General features: G+C 61.8%; 20 protein-coding genes. 9 read left to right on the top strand and 11 right to left on the bottom strand.

The features are described from left to right. Positions 1–130 precede the first annotated feature (130 nt). From pcaG to pcaR, 7 genes are all read right to left on the bottom strand, one after another. Positions 131–697 carry a protocatechuate 3,4-dioxygenase subunit alpha gene (pcaG, locus tag CQ041_RS02670; protein WP_105520510.1) on the bottom strand — a complete coding sequence of 189 codons (567 nt, stop codon included), beginning with the start codon at positions 695–697 and terminating at the stop codon, positions 131–133. Between the two features lies 1 nt (position 698). Then, a complete protein-coding gene (gene pcaH, locus CQ041_RS02665; protein WP_105520511.1) occupies positions 699–1403 on the bottom strand; it encodes a protocatechuate 3,4-dioxygenase subunit beta in 705 nt (234 codons plus the stop codon). A gap of 14 nt (positions 1404–1417) precedes the next feature. Beyond that, entirely contained in the window at positions 1418–2623 is a 1206-nt protein-coding gene (pcaF, locus tag CQ041_RS02660) for a 3-oxoadipyl-CoA thiolase (protein ID WP_177429348.1), read from the bottom strand. Further along, the gene (locus CQ041_RS02655) at positions 2620–3399 is read right to left on the bottom strand and encodes a CoA-transferase subunit beta (RefSeq protein ID WP_105520513.1); all 780 of its coding nucleotides are present in this window, start codon (positions 3397–3399) and stop codon (positions 2620–2622) included. The genes pcaF and CQ041_RS02655 overlap by 4 nt, the downstream gene beginning before the upstream one ends. After that, positions 3399–4256 carry a CoA transferase subunit A gene (locus CQ041_RS02650; protein WP_105520514.1) on the bottom strand — a complete coding sequence of 286 codons (858 nt, stop codon included), beginning with the start codon at positions 4254–4256 and terminating at the stop codon, positions 3399–3401. The genes CQ041_RS02655 and CQ041_RS02650 overlap by 1 nt, the downstream gene beginning before the upstream one ends. Before the next feature lie 185 nt (positions 4257–4441). Then, a complete protein-coding gene (locus CQ041_RS02645; RefSeq protein WP_105520515.1) occupies positions 4442–5779 on the bottom strand; it encodes an MFS transporter in 1338 nt (445 codons plus the stop codon). Positions 5780–5924: 145 nt separating this feature from the next. Further along, entirely contained in the window at positions 5925–6767 is an 843-nt protein-coding gene (gene pcaR / locus CQ041_RS02640) for a pca regulon transcriptional regulator PcaR (protein ID WP_105520516.1), read from the bottom strand. Positions 6768–7303: 536 nt separating this feature from the next. Here pcaR and CQ041_RS02635 point away from each other — a divergent pair. Then, positions 7304–7504, top strand: coding sequence for a hypothetical protein (locus CQ041_RS02635; protein ID WP_034096311.1), 201 nt, complete (start codon positions 7304–7306; stop codon positions 7502–7504). Positions 7505–7812: 308 nt separating this feature from the next. Continuing rightward, the gene (locus CQ041_RS02630; protein ID WP_028619266.1) at positions 7813–9288 is read left to right on the top strand and encodes an inorganic phosphate transporter; all 1476 of its coding nucleotides are present in this window, start codon (positions 7813–7815) and stop codon (positions 9286–9288) included. Positions 9289–9489: 201 nt separating this feature from the next. Here CQ041_RS02630 and ccoM read toward each other — a convergent pair whose 3' ends face one another. Both ccoM and CQ041_RS26350 read right to left on the bottom strand, forming a co-directional pair. After that, on the bottom strand, positions 9490–9606 hold the full coding sequence (gene ccoM, locus CQ041_RS26690) for a cytochrome c oxidase subunit CcoM (protein ID WP_277309687.1): 117 nt from the start codon (positions 9604–9606) through the stop codon (positions 9490–9492). Between the two features lie 143 nt (positions 9607–9749). Further along, a complete protein-coding gene (locus CQ041_RS26350; protein ID WP_090408332.1) occupies positions 9750–9911 on the bottom strand; it encodes a hypothetical protein in 162 nt (53 codons plus the stop codon). Positions 9912–10042: 131 nt separating this feature from the next. Here CQ041_RS26350 and CQ041_RS02625 point away from each other — a divergent pair, with 131 nt between their 5' ends. The 3 genes from CQ041_RS02625 (at position 10043) to CQ041_RS02615 (ending at position 12646) form a co-directional block, all read left to right on the top strand. After that, positions 10043–10909: a LysR substrate-binding domain-containing protein gene (locus CQ041_RS02625; protein WP_105520517.1), complete on the top strand. Its 867-nt coding sequence runs from the start codon at positions 10043–10045 to the stop codon at positions 10907–10909. An 88-nt stretch (positions 10910–10997) separates the two neighbouring features. Next, on the top strand, positions 10998–11468 hold the full coding sequence (locus tag CQ041_RS02620; RefSeq protein WP_105520518.1) for a RidA family protein: 471 nt from the start codon (positions 10998–11000) through the stop codon (positions 11466–11468). Then, complete coding sequence (locus CQ041_RS02615) at positions 11465–12646, top strand: aminotransferase class V-fold PLP-dependent enzyme (protein WP_105520519.1); 1182 nt, start codon at positions 11465–11467, stop codon at positions 12644–12646. Before CQ041_RS02620 ends, CQ041_RS02615 begins: the two co-directional genes overlap by 4 nt. 12 nt (positions 12647–12658) lie before the next feature. Here CQ041_RS02615 and CQ041_RS02610 read toward each other — a convergent pair whose 3' ends face one another. Further along, on the bottom strand, positions 12659–13000 hold the full coding sequence (locus tag CQ041_RS02610; protein ID WP_105520520.1) for an aspartate-semialdehyde dehydrogenase: 342 nt from the start codon (positions 12998–13000) through the stop codon (positions 12659–12661). A gap of 219 nt (positions 13001–13219) precedes the next feature. On the opposite strand from CQ041_RS02610, the gene rapA reads away from it, so the two are divergent. Continuing rightward, complete coding sequence (gene rapA / locus CQ041_RS02605; protein ID WP_105520521.1) at positions 13220–16066, top strand: RNA polymerase-associated protein RapA; 2847 nt, start codon at positions 13220–13222, stop codon at positions 16064–16066. 138 nt (positions 16067–16204) lie between these two features. Here rapA and CQ041_RS02600 read toward each other — a convergent pair whose 3' ends face one another. After that, positions 16205–17551 (bottom strand): MFS transporter, encoded by a 1347-nt coding sequence (locus CQ041_RS02600; RefSeq protein WP_105520522.1) that lies wholly within the window; start codon positions 17549–17551, stop codon positions 16205–16207. A gap of 251 nt (positions 17552–17802) precedes the next feature. Between CQ041_RS02600 and CQ041_RS02590 the strand changes: the two genes are divergently transcribed. The 3 genes from CQ041_RS02590 (at position 17803) to CQ041_RS02580 (ending at position 22955) form a co-directional block, all read left to right on the top strand. Then, entirely contained in the window at positions 17803–18168 is a 366-nt protein-coding gene (locus tag CQ041_RS02590) for a YkgJ family cysteine cluster protein (protein ID WP_105520523.1), read from the top strand. A 141-nt stretch (positions 18169–18309) separates the two neighbouring features. After that, entirely contained in the window at positions 18310–20574 is a 2265-nt protein-coding gene (locus CQ041_RS02585) for a bifunctional diguanylate cyclase/phosphodiesterase (protein WP_105520524.1), read from the top strand. Positions 20575–20777: 203 nt separating this feature from the next. Then, positions 20778–22955: a hypothetical protein gene (locus tag CQ041_RS02580; RefSeq protein WP_105520525.1), complete on the top strand. Its 2178-nt coding sequence runs from the start codon at positions 20778–20780 to the stop codon at positions 22953–22955. The last annotated feature ends 254 nt before the right edge of the window (positions 22956–23209 follow it).

Raw genomic sequence — 23209 nt, 5'->3', positions numbered from 1 at the left:
CCGCAACAAGACCTTTGGATGTGCATTGCCTCTGAGGGCCTCATCGGGGCAACCCCCCTCCCACATTTGATAGGCGACGCGGTCAAAATGTGGGAGAGGGCTTGCCCCCGATGGGGCCCCCAAGGCAGCCTCAATAATCGAAGAACACCGTCTCCTTCTCGGTGCCCTGCAACACCACATTCCACTGATGCACACCTTCTGCATCCGGCTTGGCAATCAAGGTTTCACGCCGCTCAGCCGGCACACACGCCAACAATGGGTCATCCCCATTCATCGGCTCGCCTTCAAAATAAATCCGCGTGAGCAAGTGCTTCACCAAGCCACGGGCAAACACCAGCACCACCAGGTGCGGCGCCTGGGTCGTGCCTTTCAAGCCGGGCACCGCGCCCGGCTTGATGGTGGTGAAGCGGAACCGCCCTTCCCCATCCACCGGCACGCGGCCGAAACCTTCGAAGTTCGGGTCCACCGCCTTGTCTTGCTCGTCTTCGGGATGGTCGTATTTGCCGGCGGCATTGGCCTGCCAGACTTCCAGCATGGCGTCGTTGACGACATCACCGTTGCCATCCACCACTTGCCCGCTGATGGCCACGCGCTCGCCGAGGGTGGCGGCGGTGGTCAGGTCTTCGCGGTTCAGCCAGGTCAGGCCGATGTGGTAGTACGGCCCGACGGTGTGGGACGTGGTCGCGTTGAGGCTCATCTCATTTCTCCATCGGCGTGGCGTCGCGGCCGCGCAGGACGATGTCCCAGCGGTAGCCGAGGGCATAGGAAGGGATGGTTTTTTCCAGGTCGAAGCGGGCGATCAAACGTTCCTTGGCCGACGTATCGGGCACGCAGTTGTAGATCGGGTCGTATTCCAGCAGCGGGTCGCCGGGGAAATACATCTGGGTGACCAATCGCGTCAGCACGCTGGGGCCGAACAGCGAAAAGTGAATATGCGCCGGGCGCCACGCGTTATGGTGGTTGCCCCAGGGGTAGGCGCCGGGCTTGATGGTCTGGAACTGGTACCAGCCGTCGGCGTCGGTGACGGTGCGGCCGGTGCCGGTGAAATTCGGGTCCAGCGGCGCGTCGTGCAGGTCACGCTTGTGGTTGTAGCGACCGGCGGCATTGGCCTGCCAGATCTCCACCAGGATGCCCGGCACCGGCAGGCCGTTTTCGTCGAGTACACGGCCATGCACGATGATGCGTTCGCCCTGAGGCTCGCCTTCATGCTGGGCCGTGAGGTCGTTATCCTTGGGGTCCACACGTTCGGCGCCGACGGTGGGGCCGGTGATTTCCGACAGGGAATGGGGCAGGAACACCAATGGCTGCGACGGCGAACGCAGGTTCGTCGACTGGTAGGCCGGGTGCAGGTAATCAGGTTGAGTACCCGCTTGCGGGCGCCGGTAACCGGGCTTGTCACTCATGGTGCAGTCCTCTCTTATTGGATACGTTCAATGGCCAGGGCCAGGCCTTGGCCGACCCCCACGCACATGGTCGCCAGGCCTTTGCTGCCGCCGGTTTTTTCAAGCTGGTGCAAGGCGGTCAGGACCAGCCGCGCACCGCTCATGCCCAGGGGATGACCGAGGGCGATGGCGCCGCCGTTCGGATTGACCTGGGGCGCATCGTCGGCAATCCCCAGCTCACGCAGCACCGCCAGGCCTTGGCTGGCGAAGGCTTCGTTGAGTTCGATGACGTCGAAGTCCGTGACCGCCAGGCCGAGGCGCTCCACCAGCTTGCGCACCGCCGGCACGGGGCCGATGCCCATCACCCGTGGCGCGACCCCGGCGCTGGCCATGCCCAGTACGCGGGCGCGGGCCGTCAGGCCGTGTTTCTTCACTGCGTCGGCAGACGCGAGAATCAGCGCCGCGGCGCCGTCGTTCACGCCCGACGCATTGCCGGCGGTGACGGTTTTGTCCGGGCCGTTCACGGGTTTGAGCTTGGCCAGGGCTTCCAGGCTGGTGTCGCGTGGATGCTCATCGTGCTCCACTAAAGTCTCGCCTTTTTTATGTGCGACCCGCACTGGCACGATTTCCTCGGCGAAGTAGCCGGCGGCCTGTGCGGCAGCGGTGCGCTGCTGGCTGCGCAGGGCAAACGCATCCTGGTCGGCGCGGGACACCTGGTAATCGTCTGCCACGTTGTCAGCGGTCTGCGGCATCGCGTCCACGCCGTACTGCGCCTTCATCAGCGGGTTGATAAAGCGCCAGCCAATGGTGGTGTCTTCCAGCTTCATGCTGCGCGAGAACGCCGCGTCGGCCTTGCCCATCACGAACGGCGCGCGCGACATCGACTCGACGCCACCGGCAATCGCCAGCTCCATTTCACCACTGGCGATGGCGCGAAAAGCCGTGCCGATCGCGTCCATGCCCGAGGCACACAGACGATTGAGGGTCACGCCGGGAATACTCTCCGGCAGGCCTGCCAGCAACAGCGCCATGCGCGCGACATTGCGGTTGTCTTCGCCGGCCTGGTTGGCGCAGCCGAGGAACACCTCGTCCACCGCGCTCCACTCCACCGACGGGTTGCGCTCCATCAAGGCCTTGATCGGCAGCGCCGCCAGGTCGTCGGCACGCACGCTGGACAGGCCACCGCCAAAGCGGCCGATGGGGGTGCGGATGGCATCACAGATAAACACGTCACGCATCAGGCTTCTCCCGGCGCTTGGCCATGGGCGGCGGCGGTGCGGGCTTCGAGGTCACGCAGCGCCGTCAGCTCTACTTCAGTCGGTTCGGCAGTGGTGCTGACCTGGTCGGCGAAGCGAATCGCCCAACCGGTGGCGGCCACCACCTGTTCGCGGGTAACGCCGGGGTGCAGCGCGGTAACCACGAATTCATGGCTGCCCTCTTCCGGCTCCATGATGCACAGGTCGGTAATAATTCCTACAGGACCGGCGCCCGGCAGGCCCAGGCGCTTACGCGAGTCGCCGCCTTCGCCGTGGCCGACCGAGGTGATGAAATCCAGCTTGTCGACAAACGACCGCGACGACTGCTTGAGGATGATCAGCACGCTTTTGGCCGAGCCGGCGATTTCCGGCGCGCCGCCGGCACCCGGCAGGCGCACCTTGGGTTGGTGATAGTCGCCCACCACGGTGGTGTTGATATTGCCGAAACGGTCGACCTGCGCAGCGCCGAGGAAGCCGACGTCGATGCGCCCGCCCTGCAGCCAGTAGCGAAAAATCTCACCGGTGGGTACGACAGTGTCGGCGGTTTCAGCCAACTCGCCGTCACCGATGGACAACGGCAGGACACTTGGCTTGGCGCCAATCGGGCCGGACTCGTAGATCAGCACCACGTCCGGCGACGAGGTCAGGCGCGCCAGGTTGGCCGCCTTGGAGGGCAGGCCGATGCCGACGAAGCACACCGAGCCATTCTTGAGGCGACGCGCGGCGGCGACGGTCATCATTTCATTGGTGGAGTAAGCCATTACTTGGCCTCCTGCGCGCTGGCCAACTTGGCCTGGAATTCAGTGAAGTCGGCGGTGCCACGGATGTATTGGTCGATCCAGGCGGTAAAGGTCTCACGGTCGCGGGCAATAGGGTCCCACGCCTGGTAGAAGCGGTTGTCCCGCTCGTTGTAGCCGTGCGCGTAGGACGGATGCGCGCCGCCAGGCACATGACACACCGCCGTCAGGGCCCAAGTCGGCAGCACGCAACTGTTCATCGGCGCGTTCAAGTCATCGACGATTTCTTCGACGGTGACGATGCAGCGCTTGGCCGCCAGGGCCGCTTCCTTCTGCACGCCCAGGATGCCCCAGAGCAGCACGTTGCCCTTGCGGTCGGCCTTTTGCGCATGAATCACCGTCACGTCCGGGCGCACCGATGGCACGGCCGCCAACACTTCGCCAGTGAATGGGCAGGTCACGCTCTTGATCAGCGGGTTGACCTTGGGCAGGTCGGAGCCGGCGTAGGCACGCAACACCGCGAACGGCAGGCCCGATGCTCCGGCGACGTAGGCATTGGCCAGGTCGGCGTGGCTGTGCTCTTCGATCTCCAGCGGTTGCGGCCACTGTTTTTCCACCGCGTCACGCAGACGATGCAGGGAGCCGACGCCGGGATTGCCGCCCCAGGAAAAAATCAACTTGCGGACGCAACCGGCGCCGATCAACTGGTCGTAGATCAGGTCAGGCGTCATACGCACCAGCGTCAGGTCTTTCTTGCCCTGACGAATGATTTCATGACCCGCTGCCGTAGGGATCAGATGGGTGAAGCCTTCCAGAGCGACGGTATCGCCGTCGTTCACGAATTGCTTCACCGCGTCACGCAGCGCGAGTATTTCAGCCATGGGGGTCGGGCTCCCGGTGTGGGTCGGATAAGGCGCTGAGGTAGCGCCGGAGTGACTTGAAGAGTAAGTCGCAGAAATGGGCCAAACAATCCGATAATCGACTCAGCGTTCGATTATCGAACGGATTGTTACCTGGCTAATCATCTGGCGGAACCTCGCCAGCTGCCACAGGCGAGGCGCAATCGTCAGGTGGCGTCAGCGTGGCTGACCAGGCCCTTGATGATCACGGCAGCCGTGGCCAAGGCAGCCGGTATCACCAGCGCCGTGAGCACCTGCTCGAAATTCCAGCCCAGCCCCAGCAACGTGGCGCCCATCCACGCGCCGAGGATCGCGCCGAACCGGCCGATGCCGAGCATCCACGACACGCCGGTGGCACGGCCCTGGGTCGGGTAGAACCGTGCCGCCAATGAAGGCATGGCCGATTGCGCGCCGTTCACGCACATCCCGGCGATCAGCACCAGGGTCGCCAGCAGGGTGATGTCGCCCAGGCTCTGCCCCACTGCGTAGGCAAACACCCCGGCCAGCAGGTAAAACGTGCCGATGACCTTGTGGGGGTTGAACCGGTCCATTGCCCAGCCCACGCCGACCGCACTGAGCACGCCGCCGAACTGGAACAACGCGCCGATAAACGCGGCTTGCTCCATGCTGGCGCCGCTGTCACGCATCAGGGTGGGCAGCCAGCTGGTGAGCAGGTACACGATCACCAGCCCCATGAAATAGGTGAGCCACAACAGCAAGGTGCCGGCGCTGTAGGTGCCGGAGAAGATCACCGCGAACACATTGCGGGCCTTGACGGTTTTCTGCTCGGGCACGCTGAACGCGGTGGCTTGGGCGACGATGTTCGGCTCGATGGGCGCCAGCGTCTTGCGCACCTTGTCGGTGCCGCGGTTGCGCACCACCAGGAACCGCGCCGACTCCGGCAGCCACAGCATCAGCACCACCACCAGGATCAACGGCAGGATCCCGCCGATCATCAGCAGCGCGTGCCAGCCGAAGGCCGGGATCAGTTTGGCGGAGATGAAACCGCCACCCGCCATGCCCAGGTTGAAGCCGCAGAACATGCTGGTCACCAGCAACGACTTGTGACGTTCGGGGGTGTATTCGGACAGCAGCGTGGTGGCATTCGGCATCCCCGCACCCAGGCCAAGCCCGGTGAGGAAGCGCAGCACCAGTAGCTGATCGACGTTGGTGCTGTAGGCCGACGCCAGGCTGAAGGCGCCAAACACCAGCACCGCGCCCACCAGCACCACTTTGCGGCCGAAGCGGTCCGCCAGCGGGCCGGAGCCGAGTGCGCCGAAGACCATGCCGATCAATGCGGCGCTCATCACCGGGCCGAGGCTGGCGCGGTCGATGCCCCAGTCCTGGGACAGCGCGGGCGCGATAAAGCCCATGGCAGCGGTGTCGAGGCCGTCGAGGAACACGATGAGAAAACACAGGATCACCACCCGCCATTGGTAACGGGACAGTGGCTGGGCGTTGATGAAGGACTGGACGTCCAGGGGGGTACCGACAGGCTGATTCATTATTCTTATTTCCACACCGATGGCGGGCCAACGACTTGGGGTCGTCATTATTATTGGAGCGCGCCTTGCAGCGCTGCCGCACATTAATAAGCCAGGGGAAACAGCGTCAATTGATCAGGCCGGGATGTGTGCGATCACCGCACACTCAGGCAAACAGTTGCGTACTCAACTCGCGACTGGCGCTGAGCATGCTTGGCAAAAAGCGTTGCTCCAGCTCGCTGCGGCTGACCCGCCCGGCGTGCGTGCTGACATTGATCGCCGCCAGCACCTGGCCGGAAGCGTCATACACCGGCACGGCGATGGAACGCAGGCCCTGCTCCAGTTCCTGATCGACGATGCACCAGCCCTGCTGACGCACTTGTTGCAGGCACTCGAACAAGGCGGCGGGAGTGGTGAGGGTGCGGCTGGTCTTGGTTTGCAGGTCGGCATGGTCGAGGTAGTCCTGCAGCGACGCGTCGTCCAGGGCGGCCAGCAGGATACGGCCCATGGACGTGCAGTACGCCGGCAGCCGCCCGCCCACCGACAGGTCCACGGAAATCAGGCGCTGGGTGGTGGCGGAACGGGCGATGTAGAGGATGTCGTCACCCTCCAGGGTGGCCATGTTGCAGGCTTCGTGCAGTTGCTCGCTCATGCGGTCCAGATAGGGCTGGGCCGACACGGCCAGCGGCGTGGACGACAGGTACGCATGGCCAAGGGTCAGCACCTTGGGCAGCAGCGAGTAGGTGCGACCATCGGTGGTGGCATAGCCGAGTTTGATCAGGGTGTGCAGGCATCGACGCACGGCGGCGCGAGGAATTTCGGTGCGGTGGCTGATCTGGGCGATGGTCAGATGGCGCTTGCGCTCCTGGAACGCCTGCACCACCGCCAGGCCGCGAGCCAGTGAGGTCATGAAGTCCGGATCACCGGTCAAGGCCTGGATACGCTTGGCCGGCGAGGCAACGATCGGGGGCGCCACCGATGCGAAGGAGTTGCGCAATTGATCGTTCATCTTGGGTCCTTTCTCTTATTGTCTGCCACAAGGGCGGTTTGGCGACTATTACAAGCCGCGTGGGCCGCGTCGCACAAGGCAGGGCCGAGAACATTGTGCGATTATCGGACGAATAGTCGATTATCGCAATTCGCCAGCGCTGTTCGCTCGAGTGACTGACGATTTGCTGCTCAGCCAGGCACCGTCTTAAGTTAGAAAAACACGGTGCAGCTTTTATGACGCCAGGATTTCAACAAGTAACGACATATCCATGTCACGAAACGCACACAGACTGTCGATGCTTTTTAACTTTACAGCGATAGTGTTATTCGAATGCGCCGCTATAATGCAGCTTGTGCCGAGGTCGGCCCGGTTTGATCATCGGGATGGGAGCTCGCCAAGGTCGCAACGACCTGCCTTGAATGCCGGCAACTGCAAATAGCTTCTTGCACTAGTTCAAACTTGAACCCGTCAACGGTTCAACGTGGGACTGCCGGAGGGCGGCATTCGGGCAAAACGCTGCACGGTATTCACACTTAACTCAATTAGGTAACGATGTGACGAAAGATGAACTGCGCGCGGAACTTGAGCGCCAGGAACAACGTTACAAGGACGTTTACGGCGGGGAAGTCACCACCTACGCCGCCCAGCCTGAACCTGAACGCAAGCCATGGCGCAAACGCGCCAGTCTGCTCGACCAGGCCTTTGCCCAGGAAATCCAAAAGATTGAACAGGAACTCAAGCCAGAAGAGCCATAAGCCCTTCGGTTCGAGCGCAGCATGCCCACCTGCTAGCACATTGCTAGCAGCGGTAAATTTTGCACCCTACATTCGGCAGTAAAATTTCATACAAATGTTTCAGCTGTGACAATTTGATGAAAAACCCCCTGTAAAAGCCCCCCTCACTTTATAAATCAAAGACTTGCCAAACCCCCGAAAACCCTGGGATGCGCCGGTTTCGCCGCGACTTTTTCAATTAAGAATGTGACCGATGAGCAGCTAGTGCATCGATTACCGAGGTTTTCTGGCATAATCGCGCCCCCTTACGACCGGGTCAGAAAACCTTCATGATCGATTTATTCAGCGGACTGGATGCTTGGGTTCTAGTGAGCCTATTGCTCGCCCTGGCCTTTGTCCTCGCCTTCGAGTTCATCAATGGCTTTCATGACACCGCTAACGCGGTGGCCACAGTCATCTACACCAAAGCCATGCCGCCGCACCTGGCCGTGTTCTTCTCCGGGGTGTTCAACTTCCTCGGCGTATTGCTCGGGGGTGTGGGTGTCGCCTATGCCATCGTGCATTTGCTGCCGGTGGAGTTGCTGATCAATGTGAACACCGGCCACGGCCTGGCCATGGTCTTCTCTCTATTGGCAGCGGCGATCACCTGGAACCTGGGCACCTGGTACTTCGGTATCCCGGCTTCCAGCTCCCACACCCTGATCGGCTCGATCCTCGGTGTCGGCCTGGCCAATGCCTTGATCAACGATATTCCCCTGGCTGACGGTGTGAACTGGCAGAAAGCGATCGATATCGGTGCTTCCCTGGTGTTCTCGCCGATGGCCGGCTTCCTGGTCGCAGCCCTGGTGCTGATCGGCCTGAAATGGTGGCGCCCGCTGTCGAAGATGCACAAGACGCCAGACCAGCGCCGCAAGCTCGACGACAAGAAGCACCCGCCGTTCTGGAACCGCCTGGTGCTGGTGATTTCCGCCATGGCCGTGAGCTTCGTGCACGGTTCCAACGATGGCCAGAAAGGCATCGGCCTGATCATGCTGGTACTGATCGGCATCGTACCGGCGCAGTTCGTGCTGGACCTGGGCAGCACCACCTACCAGATCGAGCGTACCCGCGACGCGACCGTGCACCTGAGCCAGTTCTACCAGCGTAACAACGCCACCCTCGGCGAGTTCCTGGCCTTGGGCAAAAGCGTGAAGAACGATCTGCCGGGCAAGTTCCAGTGCAACCCGCAACAGACCGAGCCCACCATCAACGCGCTGGTCGACACCTTGAAAGGCGTGTCCGACTACCATTCGCTGACGTCTGACCAGCGAATTGAAGTGCGTCGCTATTTGCTCTGCCTGGATGACACCGCGAAGAAAGTCGGCAAACTGCCGGGCCTGGATGCGCGTGAGAAGTCCGACCTCGACAAGCTGCGCAAAGACCTCACCGCCACCACCGAGTACGCGCCGTTCTGGGTGATCCTCGCCGTTGCACTGGCCCTGGGCCTGGGCACCATGGTGGGTTGGAAGCGGGTGGTACTGACCATCGGCGAGAAGATCGGCAAGCAGGGCATGACCTATGCCCAAGGCATGTCGGCACAGATCACCACCGCGACCATGATTGGTTTTGCCAACATCTTCGCGCTGCCGGTTTCGACCACTCACGTGCTGTCGTCGGGTGTTGCCGGCACCATGGTCGCCAACAAGAGCGGCCTGCAAGGCGGTACCGTGAAGACCATCCTGATGGCCTGGGTGCTGACCCTGCCCGCCACGGTGGGCCTGTCCGCCGGGTTGTTTTGGCTGGCGTCGAAAGCGCTGGGCAGCTGATAGTCAGACTGCGCTAAAAAATGTGGGAGGGGGCTTGCCCCCGATTGTGGTGGGTCAGCTTGCGATAAGTTGGCTGATACACCGCTCTCGGGGTCAAGCCCCCTCCCACATTTGTATTCGGATGGTTATTGAATCGCGGGCAAAAAAAAGGGCGACCGAAGTCGCCCAAAATGCCTTGCGTGCTCATGTAACCGGAAAGACCTAAGGTTTTTTTCGCTTATTGGCGTCTTTCCAGATAAAAAATCCAAACCCTACAAAAAACATCACCATGAGGCTGACGGTCAGCACTCCGGCAAATACCACATTATCGATAAACATGACCGGCCTCCTGCACTTGCCCTGTTGCGATAGGGCTAAGTTAATCGAGAAGGCGCAGGGGAATATTGACGAAGATCAATATCGGCGGCGACGTGACGTAAAGAAGGGCAATAACTGACCTGCATCAACAGACGCAGGGGGTTTCAACGTTTTTTCGGTTTGTTCTTGGATTTCTTCTTGGCCTTGCCCAGTGGCATCGCCTGCTCGAACGCCTGGCGCACTTCGTTCAGGCGCTTGTCATTGAGGTCATGCACGCGCTTGGCGCGTTCGGCGTTCAGGTCGATCAGCTTGTCGTCATCACTCATGGCTTGGCTTACGTCGTGGCGGGGATGCCTCAATAATGCGGCCTCCCCCGCCAGACGGCAAATCAGCGAGCGACAAAAGGCAGGGCATCCGCCAAAATCCACACTTTCCACGAGCCCGGAGAGGCCCACCCGTGGCACTGCACAAGGACCTACCGCCCTTGCTGGCCCTGCGCGCCTTCGAAGCCGTGGCGCGGCACTTGAGTTTCATCAAGGCCGCGAACGAGTTGTCGGTGACCCAGAGCGCCCTCAGCCATCAGGTGCAAAAACTGGAGCTGCACCTCGGCAAGCCGCTGTTTATCCGCCGCACCCGAGCGATCGACCTGACCGCCGACGGCCAACGTTACTACGACGACATCCGCCCTGCCCTCGACGCCATCGCCGCCGCCACCCGCGCCCAGCGCGTCGCCCCCGGTGCCACGGTGCTGCGCATCGGTTTGCTCGCGTCCTTTGCCACGTTATGGCTGGCGCCGCGCCTGGCGGGATTTCTCAACCGTTACCCGACTATTCAGGTGGAGTTGGTGCCGGCGATACAGCTGGCAAACGTTGCCGGTGCCGAGGTTGATCTGGCGATTCGCTACGGCAAGGGTGACTGGCCTGATGTGCAAGCCACACGCCTGATGGCAGAAGTGATTTCCCCGGTGTGCAGCCCGGCGCTCAAGGCCCGCCCTGACAGCCCGTTGCTGATGGCCACGTCACACCGTCCGTTCGAATGGACCGATTGGTCCGAACACTATCGCGTTGACCTCACCCCTCATCCCCGCGTGATGCTGCACGACTACAACATCGTGGTCGAAGCCGCCGTGGCCGGTCAGGGCATCGCCATGGGGCGCCACCGCCTGATCGAGCGTCGGCTGCAAGACGGCAGCCTGGTGGAAGCGTTTGACTGGCCGCCCTACCACAGTGACATCGGCTACTGGCTGATCGCGCCGAATGGCGCCATGAGCGAAGCCGCCCAGTGTTTCAGCCAATGGTTGCAGGCAGCGTGCAGCGACGCGTGAGATATTTCGATACGTCCCGTGAGATCTATCCGTTTGTCGCCCGTCGACGCGGCTAACATGCTCAAACCTCCCAACCGGAGGTTCCACCATGAGCGACTCATTGCACCCGCGCGTCCAGGCCCTCGGCCTCACACTGCCCACCCCCAGCCAACCGGCGGCCAACTACATCAACCATGTCATCAGCCAGAACCAGCTGTTCATTTCCGGGCAGATTCCCGTGGAGGACGGCAGGCCGGCCTTTCTGGGCCGGGTAGGCGAAACCCTCAGCATTGAAGAAGGTGCCCAGGCCGCGCAATTGGCAGCGCTGGGCCTGCTGGGACAATTGAATGCTGCACTCGGGGGCGACCTGACCCGTTTGGTGCGCACGCTGCGCCTGGGTGTGTTTATCGCCAGCAGCGGCGATTTCAAACAGCAGAGCCTGGTCGCCAACGGCGCGTCGAACCTGTTGGTGAACGCGCTCGGCGAAAGGGGCCGGCATGTGCGCACCGCGGTGGGCGTGTCCAGCCTGCCCGCTGGCGTGGCTGTCGAAGTTGACGCCATTTTCGAGCTGCGGCCATGAGCCCGCTCACCGTCCAGCGATTGCGCGACGTCACCCCTGGCTGCCAATCCGGCGTCGTGCACTTCAACCACGCCGGTGCGTCCCTGCCCAGCCAGGCCACCCTTGACGCCATCATCGACCACCTGCAGCGCGAAGCCCGCGACGGCCCGATGGAGGCCGGCGAGCATGGCGCCGTTCTGGCCGAGAACGCCCGTCGCGCCGCCGGGCAATTGCTCAACGCACCCGCCTCGTCGATTGCCTTCGCCAGCAGCGGCTCGGCGGCCTGGAACATGGCGTTCCAGGCACTCGCGCCCTGGCAGCCCGGTGACCGGATCCTGGTGGGACGCCACGAATGGGGCGGCAACCTGGCGAGCATGCAGGTCGCCGTGCGCGCCGGCGCTCGTGTGGAAGTGATCCCGTGCGATGAAACCGGCGCCGTGTGCCCTGTGGCGCTGGAGTCCATGATCGATGCCAGCGTGAAGTTGATCGACCTCACCTGGCTGCCGGCCAACGGCGGTTTGATCAACCCCGCCCAAGCCATCGGCGACGTTGCCAAGCGCCATGGCGTCCCCTACTTCATCGATGCAGGCCAGGCCGTGGGCCAACTGCCGGTGGATGTGCAGGCGTTGCAATGCGACGTGCTCAAGTCGGCTGGCCGCAAGCACCTGCGCGGGCCACGGGGAACAGCGCTGCTGTACGTGCGCGAAGATTTCCTCGAACACCTGAACCCGGCCCAGCGTGATGTGTTTTCGGCGCCCTGGACCGCCGAGGGCTATGACCTGCGCAACGACGCCCGACGCTTCGAAACCAGCGAAACGTCCTACGCCTTACTGGCGGGATTGGGCAATGCCTTGCAGGAGATGAACCGGCTCGGCATCGAACAGGTGTGGGAACGCATCGTGCAGACCAGAAGGAAAATGCGTGAAGCGCTGCGTCATATCCCGGGCATTTCACTGCATGACCTGGGTGCTGAACATTCAGGCCTGATCGCTTTCAACCTCGACGGCTGGGACGCCTTCGAGCTCAAGCGACACCTGGCGGCGCAGCGCATCAACATCGGCGCCAATGGCGTGGCCTACACCCCGCTGGATATGCAGGCCCGAGGCCTGGCGAGTGTTGCGCGGATTTCCGTCAGCCCGTTGAACAATGATCAGGATATCGAGCGATTGCTCGCGGCCCTGCGCGAACTGCGGGGCTGAACCTGCAAGGGGCTAGACCTCGATGTCCACCCACTGGCCCTGGCGCGGGGCATCCTCGATCAGCGGGATCACCGGGACAGTGTTGTCGGCGTTGAGCACGTCACCAGGAATGGCCAGGTGTTGCTCCGGGTCATCGTCGGCTTCGCGCCGGCGTTTCTGCTGTTCCTGCTGGCGGCGCTGTTCTTCGCGCAAAAGGAAGGTCGACTGCTCCGCGTCGCCTTTTTTCAGGTCGATGGTGCTTTCGTTGGAACCCGGCTGCACTGGCACCACGGGCGGAATATCCGGCTTCTGGCGCACCGGATCAAGTTGTGACGTCACCGGCACAACGCTGACGGGCAGCATGGGTGGCAGCATGGGGTTTCCTCTCCTGATCATCAGGCTGTCGGCGCGCCGCAGGGTGACTTGAGCGCGCACTCGCCAAGCTGTGACCCAGTCGACACTCCCAAGTGCCCGCCACCCGTCGATTCGCCCTGCGCGCGCCCACGCAAACGGAGTAGTTTTTCTCAGAGTCCTTGGGCGGGGGGCCTTGTTCCGTTAAGATAGTCGGCTTTTTCACGGCGGGAGTCAGGCAGCATGGCGCAGCAGTATCAACCGGGGCAACGCTGGATTAGTGACAGCGAAGCAGAGCTGGGGTTAGGCACCGTTCTGGCACAGGACGGCCGCTTGTTGACCGTGCTCTATCCGGCCACTGGCGACACCCGCCAGTATGCGCTACGGAATGCGCCCCTCACTCGCGTGAGGTTCTCGCCGGGTGACACCATCACCCATTTCGAAGGCTGGAAAATGACCGTACAGGAAGTCGATGACGTCGACGGCCTGCTGGTGTATCACGGCCTCAATGGGCAGAACGAGCAGGTCACCCTGCCGGAAACCCAACTGTCCAACTTCATCCAGTTCCGCCTGGCCAGCGACCGTTTGTTCGCCGGCCAGATCGACCCGCTGGCCTGGTTCTCGCTGCGCTACCACACCCTGGAACACACCAGCCGCCAGTTGCAGTCCTCCCTGTGGGGCCTGGGTGGCGTGCGTGCGCAACCCATTGCCCACCAACTGCACATTGCCCGTGAAGTCGCCGACCGTATCGCGCCACGCGTTCTGCTCGCAGACGAAGTAGGCCTGGGCAAGACCATCGAAGCCGGCCTGGTGATCCACCGCCAGTTGCTGTCGGGGCGCGCCAACCGCGTGCTGATCCTGGTGCCGGAGAACCTGCAGCACCAGTGGCTGGTGGAAATGCGCCGCCGCTTCAACCTGCAAGTCGCCCTGTTCGACGAAGAGCGCTTCATCGAAAGCGATGCCGCCAACCCGTTCGAAGACACCCAGCTGGCGCTGGTGGCACTGGAATGGCTGGTGGACGACGAAAAGGCCCAGGACGCGCTGTTCGCTGCCGGTTGGGACCTGTTGGTGGTCGACGAAGCGCACCACTTGGTGTGGCACGAAGAAAAGGCCAGCCCGGAATACGCACTGGTCGAACAACTGGCCGAAGTGATTCCTGGCGTACTGCTGCTCACCGCCACCCCGGAACAACTGGGCCAGGACAGCCACTTCGCGCGCCTGCGCCTGCTCGATCCGAACCGCTTCCACGACGTAAAAGCCTTCCGCGCCGAGAGCGAGAACTATCGCCCGGTGGCCGAGGCCGTGCAGGAGTTGCTGGACAAAGGTCGGCTGTCGCCCAAGGCCCACGCCACCATCCAGGGTTTCCTCGGCAACGAAGGCGAAGCGCTGCTCACCGCCGTCAACGATGGCGACACCGAAGCCAGCGCACGCCTGGTGCGCGAGCTGCTTGACCGTCACGGCACCGGCCGCGTGCTGTTCCGCAACACCCGTGCTGCGGTGCAAGGTTTCCCGGAGCGCAAGCTGCACGCCTACCCGCTGCCGAACCCGGACGAATACCTGGAGTTGCCGCTGGGCGAACACGCCGAGCTGTACCCGGAAGTCAGCTTCCAGTCGCAACCGGACATCGAAGAAGAGAACCGCTGGTGGCGCTTTGACCCGCGCGTCGAGTGGCTGATTGACCAACTGAAGATGCTCAAGCGCACCAAAGTCCTGGTGATCTGCGCCCACGCCGAAACCGCCATGGACCTGGAAGACGCCCTGCGCGTGCGCTCCGGTATTCCGGCCACGGTGTTCCACGAGGGCATGAACATCCTCGAGCGTGACCGCGCTGCGGCCTACTTCGCCGATGAAGAGTTCGGCGCCCAGGTGCTGATCTGCTCCGAGATCGGCAGCGAAGGCCGCAACTTCCAGTTCTCTCACCACTTAGTGCTGTTCGACCTGCCGTCCCACCCGGACCTGCTGGAACAACGTATCGGCCGTCTGGACCGGATCGGTCAGAAACACGTGATCGAATTGCACGTGCCGTACCTGGAAACCAGCCCGCAAGAGCGTCTGTTCCAGTGGTACAACGAAGCGCTCAACGCCTTCCTCAATACCTGCCCGACCGGCAACGCCCTGCAGCATCAGTTTGGCCCGCGCCTGCTGCCGCTGCTGGAAGAGGCCGACGATGGCGAGTGGCAAGCCCTGATCGACGAGGCCCGCGCCGAGCGCGAGCGCCTCGAAGAAGAGCTGCACACCGGTCGTGACCGCCTGCTGGAGCTCAACTCCGGCGGTGCCGGCGAAGGCGATGCGCTGGTAGAAGACATTTTCGAGCAAGACGACCAGTTCGCGCTGCCGATCTACATGGAAACCCTGTTCGACGCGTTTGGCATCGACAGCGAAGACCATTCGGAAAACGCACTGATCCTCAAGCCGAGCGAAAAAATGCTCGACGCCAGCTTCCCCCTGGGCGACGACGAAGGGGTGACCATCACCTACGACCGCAACCAGGCGCTGTCGCGCGAAGACATGCAGTTCATCACCTGGGAACACCCGATGGTGCAGGGCGGCATGGATCTGGTGCTGTCCGGTTCGATGGGCAACACCGCCGTGGCGTTGATCAAGAACAAGGCGCTCAAGCCGGGTACCGTGTTGCTTGAACTGCTGTATGTGAGCGAAGTGGTTGCACCGCGCGCCCTGCAACTGGGCCGCTACCTGCCGCCGGCCGCCCTGCGCTGCCTGCTCGACACCAATGGCAATGACCTGTCGAGCCGCGTGTCGTTCGTGACCCTCAACGACCAGTTGGAAAGCGTGCCACGGGCCAGCGCCAACAAGTTCATCCAGGCCCAGCGCGACCAGCTGACGCCACGGATCAACGCCGGTGAAGAGAAGATCGCCCCGCAGCACGCCGAACGTGTGGCCGAGGCCAAGCGTCGTCTGGCGGCGGACACCGATGAAGAACTGGCGCGCCTGACCGCGTTGCAAGCCGTCAACCCGACCGTGCGTGACAGCGAGTTGGTGGCGCTGCGCAACCAGCGCGAGCAAGGCCTGGCCATGCTGGATAAAGCGGCGCTGCGCCTGGAAGCGATTCGAGTGCTGGTCGCCGGTTAGTAAAAAGAAGGCCCGCGCAATGCGGGCCTTCTTTTAGCTGTCTTGAGGGCTCCATCGGGGGCAAGCCCCCTCCCACCTTTGAATGTGTTCACAGGTCCGATGTGGGAGGGGCTTGCCCCCGATGGTGTCACCTCGGTCTCAAGCTGCCACCGCCGAACCCGGCACCTCTACCCTACTCAACCCCTCTTTCATCTTCTTGGCATCGCGCACAAAACACCGCGACGCCTGGAACAGAAACAGCATGGTCAGGAACAGGGCGACCGGAATCAGGTACATGGCGTCGTGCAAGCCCACCGCTTTATACGCTTCGGTCATCTGCGTGGCCCCGGCGGCATACATCGCCGAATGGGCGAAGTGATCAGACAAGCCCCCTACCACCACCGGCCCCATGCCACCGCCCAGCAAGTACAGGCCGGCAAAAAACAGCGCCATCGCCGTGGCCCGCAGGCGCGGCTCGACCACGTCCTGAATAGCCGTGTACACGCAGGTGTAGAAGTTGTAGGCAAACAACCAGCCCACACTGAACACCGCAACAAACACACCGATCTCGATGCGCCCGGCATGCAGGGCCCAGGCGGTGCAGACCGTCGACACAATCAGGCTGAACGCGGCGAACAGCAGCCGACCATTGGCCACGCGCTGGTGGATCTTGTCGGCCACCCAACCGCCCAAGGTCAGGCCGACCAAACCGGTCAAGCCAACGATCACGCCGGTGGCCACGGCCGCTTCCTGCAATGGCATCAGGAAGTAGCGCTGCAGCATGGGCACCAGGAAGGAGTTGCACGCGTACGTGGCGAAGTTGAAACAGAGCCCGGCCAGCACCAGCCAGAGGAAGGTCGGAACTGCCAGCACGCGACGAATCGGGCGGTCGACGCGCTCCTGGGAGACTTGCACGGTTTCCGCCGCGCCGCGCTTGGGTTCCTTGATATAGAACATGAACACCGCCAGCACCAGGCCCGGCACAGCGGCGATGAAGAACGGCGCGCGCCAGCTGTCGAACGCCTTGACCATCCAGCCGATGGTAAAGAACGCCAACAACAGCCCCAGAGGCAGGCCAAGCATGAAGATGCCCATGGCACGTGCACGCCGGTGAGCCGGGAACAGGTCGCCGATCAGCGAATTGGCCGCCGGCGCGTAGCTGGCTTCGCCGATGCCGACGCCCATGCGCACCAGCAAGAAGGTCCAGAAACTGCCGACCATGCCGTTGACCGCCGTGAGACCGCTCCAGGCGAACAGCCCCCAGCCCATCAGCTTGCTGCGCGAACCGGTATCGGCCATGCGCCCCAGCGGCAGGCCGGCGATCGCATAGACGATGGTGAACGCGGTGCCGATGATGCCGAGCTGGAAGTCGCTCAGGTGCCATTCCATGCGAATGGGTTCGATGATGATCGCCGGTATGGTGCGGTCGAAGAAGTTGAACAGGTTGGCGAGGAACAGCAGGAACAGAATGCGCCAGGCATTCGCCGCTTGGGTCGAGTTCTGCATGGGTCCGTCTCTTTTATTGTTATGAGAGCTGCGATGCCCGATGCATCCTGCCCGGTACCTGCAACATAGTCAGGCGCGGCACGGTTGTCTGTAATGATTCGTAAAGCTGATAGGGCATGATTTCCCCCCGGATCACGGGACTTTCCCTACAAAAATATAGTTGTGCCCCCCTCTTCCCAACGGCCACGGTGCGGATAGAATGGCGAGCCTTCCCGTAGTCTCCCCTTTACCTTTTCTTATCGATGACGCCCATGTCCGAAGCCAGTCCGTGTCTGAGTTGCGGTGCCTGCTGTTCATACTTTCGTGTGTCTTTCTTCTGGGGAGAGTGCAGCTCATCCGGCGGCACGGTGCCCGATGATCTGGTGGTACAGATCAACCCGACCCGCGTGGCGATGATCGGCACCGACCAGAAACCGGCACGCTGCTGCAGCCTGGAAGGTGAGGTGGGCAAAGCCACCAGTTGCTCGATCTACGAGCAGCGCTCCAGTCCTTGCCGCGAGTTCGAATCGTCCTGGCACGATGGCGTGCACAACGCCGATTGTGATGCCGCGCGCGCTTCGTTTGGCTTGCCGCCCCTGGAAGAACCTTTTGGGCTGGAGCTGCCCATCAGCGCTTAGCAGCAAACGCTATGAGCGACATGTCGAAATAATTGAGAGCAAAGTGCCATTATCGGTGGCAGATCCCGCAGGGCTTCTATACTCGTGGTCATAGGTCATTGCCGTAGGCCGTGACGTCATGACGCAATCACGGGACATGCTATGGAATGGCTGGGTTTGCATTTTTTTACCGAGCTTCCGGAAACCGGGCACTTATTACTCAATTGCAGTCATAACCCCTTCCTGGTGTTGCTGGCCTACCTGGTCGCCTGCGCCGCCGGCTTCGGCACACTGGACATGGCCGAACGCGTCGGCCACGTCGAAGACCCTACGGCCCAACGCCACTGGCGCTGGCTCGGTGCGGGCTGCCTGGCGGGCGGCATCTGGTCCACCCACTTCATCAGCATGCTGGCCTTCCAGGCGCCCGTGACCATTCATTACGAACTGGTCACCACGTTCGTCTCGCTGATGATCGCCCTGATCGCCTCACTGTTCGCCATGCAGACCCTCAGCCATCCCAAGCTGCGGTTCCACCAGTACCTGTTGGCCTCGGTGTGGATGGGCATCGGTATTGCGTTGATGCACTACGTCGGCATGTCGGCGATGGAATCCCAGGCCAGGATGTACTTTCAAACCGACCTGTTCCTGGCGTCGGTGGCTATTGCCATGGGCGCCAGCCTGGCGGCGCTGCTGCTGTCGAACTACCTGCGCAACGGCACCGGGGTGTTCCACCAGTTGCTCAAATACACCGCCAGCCTGGTGCTGGGTGCCGGGATCCTGAGCATGCACTTCACCGGCATGGCCGCCATGCGCATGATGGTGCCGACCGGCGCCGACCTGTCGCTGCCGATGGACAACAATCCCATCCAGTTGGGCCTGTCGGTGGCGGTGATCACCTTGCTGGTGATCGGCAGCAGCATCAGTGCCGCGCTGGCGGACAAGAAGCTGCAGCACAAGGAACGCGACCTGCGCCGGGTCAACGCCCTGCTCAGCGAGCTGGACCAGGCGCGCGCGTCGCTTCAGCAAGTGGCCCACTACGACGCGCTGACCAACCTGCTCAATCGTCGCGGCTTCAACCAGATCTTTGCGGAAAAACTCGCCGAAAAGACGAATGCCCACGGCATGTTGGCGGTGATCTTCCTCGATATCGACCACTTCAAGCGTATCAACGACAGCCTCGGGCACGACGCCGGCGACCAACTGCTGACCGCCTTGGCCGGGCACATCAAGGGGTCGGTGCGCAGCCATGAAGACGTGGTGGCGCGGTTCGGCGGCGATGAATTCTGCCTGCTCATCAGCATTCACCACCGCGACGAAGCCCGGCACCTTGCCCAGCGCATCATGCAGCGAATGAAAGAGCCTATCGAATTGGCCGGCCGGCGCATGGTGATGACCACCAGCATCGGCATCAGCCTGTTTCCCGATGACGGCCTGACCTGCGAAGAACTGCTGAAAACCGCGGACCTGGCGCTGTACCAGTCCAAGGACACCGGCCGCAACAGCCTCAATTTTTTCAGCTCCAACCTCAAGACCCGGGCCTTCCTCGAACTGCAACTGGAGGAAGAACTGCGCGGCGCCCTGCGCGGACGCCACCAATTGGTGCTGTTCTACCAACCCATTTTCGACATGAAGCTGGGCAAGGTCACGCGCCTCGAAGCGTTGGTGCGCTGGCAACACCCACAACATGGCTTGCTGACCCCGGATCGATTTATCGGCATTGCCGAAAACAACGGGCTGATTGCCGAGCTGGACCACTGGGTATTGCGCCAGGCCTGTCATGACTTGAGCGTGTTGTCCGACCGCGGCTACACCGAGCTGACCATGGCGGTGAACTGCTCGGCCCTCAACCTGGCCCGCGACGAATTGGCGGATGAAATCGAAGATGCCCTGCGCTTCAGCGGTATCGCGCCCGGCCGCCTGGAATTGGAAGTCACCGAGAACGCGCTGATGGGCAACATCAGCAGCACCCTGGCACTGCTGCGCCAGATTCGCGCGCTGGGTGTGTCACTGGCCATCGACGACTTCGGCACCGGTTACTCATCCCTCGCCTACCTCAAGCGCCTGCCGCTCAACACCTTGAAGATCGACCGCTCGTTCATCCAGGACATCCCCAAGTCCACAGCAGATATCGAGATCGTCCAGGCGATTGTCGGCATGGCCCACACCCTGCATTTGCAGGTGGTAACCGAGGGCGTGGAAACCCAGGAGCAATTCGAATTGCTGCTCAAGAATGGCTGCGATTTCGTGCAAGGCTATCTGCTGAGCCCGGCGGTGCCCGCCGAAGCTATCATCGGGGTGATCCAGGGCATCGAGATGCGTAACCCACTCTACCCGTTCAGCGTGGCAGGCACCCCGGAAGGTGCACCGTCCAAGGAGCCTGCACCGAAGCGTCCGGGGCCCTCCTCCGTGGTCAGGCCAATTCGCTGACGCCCGTTTTTTGGCATTTTGCCACCATTTACCTAAAGAACCCCGACGAACGGCCGATTCATCAGAGTCTGGCCAGGTTTTGCCTGGAAACAGCGGGGATTGCCCCCGATTGTCCCGGACAAGGACGCACTGCAAAGTCGCGAATTCCCACTCCGTGATGGCCCCTTATTACTCTCAGCCATCCGCCCAGGCACATGGCGCACATGACTTCCAAAAATAACTCTGCCACCGTGGTATCCGACGTGTTGCTCCCGGCTCCTGCGGACAAGCCCTCAGGTCCAAAGTCATTGAGCAGCGCCCGTCCATTGGCCACCCAGCAATACCTGTACTTCACCGAAACCAATACCGACCGCATCCTGGACAACCTCGACGGTCTGCGCGACACGGTGTTCCCGCGCCCGCCCCATCAGGAAGGCGACGGCGATCTGCGCAACGAGCAGGAATTTCCCTCGGTGTGCCTGATCGGCCTGGGCCGCTGTGGTTCGAACATCGCGCTGGACGTGGCAGAGCTGGTGTACAACGCGCGCAAGTTCTACCTCAACGAATTCAGCACTGAAGACAAGTCGCTGGACAAGAGCTACAGCCCCACCCAATGGATTCGCAACAACCTGCGCCTGGGCGGCGGCAAGGCCAGCAAACCCGTGTTCCTCGTCGAGCCACTGGTGATGCTGGGCGACCTGGACAAGGACATCGCCGGGCGCATCCGCTTCTCGCGCAAGGGCGAAAAAAGCGGGTTCTTGCGCGACTACAGCAAGATGAAAATCATGGACCTCTCCGAGGTGCATGCCGGTGGCGCCGGTAACGCGCCGATCCTCGGCCAATACCTGGCCAAGATCATCCTCAACAAAGACACCCAGCGTTTTTCCAGCCCGGACTGGAAAATGATCCACTCGTACCTGATCGACTCCTGCGGCATCAAGGCCAACCAGTCGCGCCTGTACTTCTCGATCTTCAGCGCCGGCGGCGGTACCGGTTCGGGCATGGCCTCGGAGTTCGGCCTGGCCCAGCAACACTCGTACATGAACAAGACGTTCGACACCAAACCCGCCGACGAGCACGACAGCAAGAGCGGCCACGCATTCGTGTTCGAACCAATCTTCACCAGCGGCATTTGCGTGCTGCCGAATATCTCCGACCACCGCAGCGAAATGTCCGAGGCTTTGCACATCAATGCCGGGCGCCTGCTGTGCAAGTACCTGTCGGAAGAATGGGATTTCTCGTACAACTTCGACAATGAAGACAGCAGCGAAGCCAGCGTAAAAGGCCGCATCCGGCCGTGGAACGCGATGATGCTGATCTCCAACGACATCATGCGTTATGCCGAAGAAAGCGATGACGGCAATATCCAGAACATTGACGTCAATGCCATGGAAAAACACGCCAACCAATACATTTCCCAGCAGATCTTCAACATCCTCACCGCTCAGGCGGTCACCACCGACTACGACCAGAACTATTTCCGCCGCGCCGGTATCGACATCGGCGAGACCATCCGCCTGGACGCCAACGACCTGTTCATGAGCCTGGCCGGCCCGGTGGCGATTGCCTACGCCGAATCCGTGGTACCTGAAACACCGGTGCCGTCGAGTGACAAGTTCAAGGTGTTCGACAAAGAGCCCCAGCGCCTGAACATCGACGACCTGTTTTTCCGCTCCATCGACCTGCCGCACTTCAACAAGGTCACCCAGGCCATCGAGGGCATCAGCCTGCTGCCCATCGAGTCCAAGCGCTACAAGGCCTCCCTGGAGCAATACAAGAACTCCGGCTACGACGCGGCCGCGCTGCATGACCTGCATTTCTTCAAGAACTGCTCGAGCGTGGTGTCCATCGTCTCGCTGCCCAAGGACTACAAGTTGTCCTACATGGACCTGAACCGGCTCAAGACCCACCTCAACAGCCTGTTCCCCAACACCACCCTCAAGCGATACGCCTTGGTGATCGGTGCGTCGGCAAACCTGTCGCTGACCACGCTGATCGCAAAAAGCCCGTGCCTGTCGGATGACTTCCTGACGTTGATCGTCGCGTTCATCAAACGCTGCTTCGCGCGTAACCCGTACCGCTTTGACGACACGCTGGACAACTCGATCCTGGACTTCATCATCCACGAGGACTTCGACGAAGACCGGATCGACGAGTTGCTCAACGAGTTTGAAAACCCGGCCAAGATCCTCGATACCAACTGGTACGCGATCAAGCCGATGTACGAGAAGAAGTACCGCGAGCTGATCAACGACAAAGACAAATTCGTGTCGATCAATGACATCCGCCTGTCGCGGGAATGCGTGAAGAAGTCGATCAAGTACTTGCGCGAGATCTACCGTCACCGCATTGGCAAGACCAAGGTCATTTCCTTGAACAACCATACCGGGAAAACCGCTTAGCCCACGTTGTTCCCTTGGCGAGCAAGCCCGCACTCACTCGACCGCGTTCCTGCAGGATGCACGCTGTCATTGTGGAAGCGCGCTTGCTCGCGAAGGCGGCGGTCCAGGCGACCGCTATCTAGAACTCGGGAACACCTGGAAACAATTCTCCGACGATTTCAGCACCGTCCCAACTGTTCCCGTGACGCGCACGTCACCCTCGGCTGTGACCTTTCTCTACGGCAAGATGCCATCATGGCGCCAGCGGTTACTCC

Source organism: Pseudomonas sp. MYb60, assembly GCF_002979555.1.
Lineage (GTDB): Bacteria > Pseudomonadota > Gammaproteobacteria > Pseudomonadales > Pseudomonadaceae > Aquipseudomonas.
This window is presented reverse-complemented; position numbering and strand designations above follow the sequence as displayed.

Coding starts and splice junctions, on each gene's coding strand:
- pcaG (WP_105520510.1), bottom strand. CDS start 697: ATGAGCCTCAACGCGACCACGTCCCACACCGTCGGGCCGTACTACCAC.
- pcaH (WP_105520511.1), bottom strand. CDS start 1,403: ATGAGTGACAAGCCCGGTTACCGGCGCCCGCAAGCGGGTACTCAACCT.
- CQ041_RS02655 (WP_105520513.1), bottom strand. CDS start 3,399: ATGGCTTACTCCACCAATGAAATGATGACCGTCGCCGCCGCGCGTCGC.
- CQ041_RS02650 (WP_105520514.1), bottom strand. CDS start 4,256: ATGGCTGAAATACTCGCGCTGCGTGACGCGGTGAAGCAATTCGTGAAC.
- CQ041_RS02645 (WP_105520515.1), bottom strand. CDS start 5,779: ATGAATCAGCCTGTCGGTACCCCCCTGGACGTCCAGTCCTTCATCAAC.
- pcaR (WP_105520516.1), bottom strand. CDS start 6,767: ATGAACGATCAATTGCGCAACTCCTTCGCATCGGTGGCGCCCCCGATC.
- CQ041_RS02630 (WP_028619266.1), top strand. CDS start 7,813: ATGATCGATTTATTCAGCGGACTGGATGCTTGGGTTCTAGTGAGCCTA.
- ccoM (WP_277309687.1), bottom strand. CDS start 9,606: ATGTTTATCGATAATGTGGTATTTGCCGGAGTGCTGACCGTCAGCCTC.
- CQ041_RS26350 (WP_090408332.1), bottom strand. CDS start 9,911: ATGAGTGATGACGACAAGCTGATCGACCTGAACGCCGAACGCGCCAAG.
- CQ041_RS02620 (WP_105520518.1), top strand. CDS start 10,998: ATGAGCGACTCATTGCACCCGCGCGTCCAGGCCCTCGGCCTCACACTG.
- CQ041_RS02615 (WP_105520519.1), top strand. CDS start 11,465: ATGAGCCCGCTCACCGTCCAGCGATTGCGCGACGTCACCCCTGGCTGC.
- CQ041_RS02610 (WP_105520520.1), bottom strand. CDS start 13,000: ATGCTGCCACCCATGCTGCCCGTCAGCGTTGTGCCGGTGACGTCACAA.
- rapA (WP_105520521.1), top strand. CDS start 13,220: ATGGCGCAGCAGTATCAACCGGGGCAACGCTGGATTAGTGACAGCGAA.
- CQ041_RS02600 (WP_105520522.1), bottom strand. CDS start 17,551: ATGCAGAACTCGACCCAAGCGGCGAATGCCTGGCGCATTCTGTTCCTG.
- CQ041_RS02590 (WP_105520523.1), top strand. CDS start 17,803: ATGTCCGAAGCCAGTCCGTGTCTGAGTTGCGGTGCCTGCTGTTCATAC.
- CQ041_RS02585 (WP_105520524.1), top strand. CDS start 18,310: ATGGAATGGCTGGGTTTGCATTTTTTTACCGAGCTTCCGGAAACCGGG.
- CQ041_RS02580 (WP_105520525.1), top strand. CDS start 20,778: ATGACTTCCAAAAATAACTCTGCCACCGTGGTATCCGACGTGTTGCTC.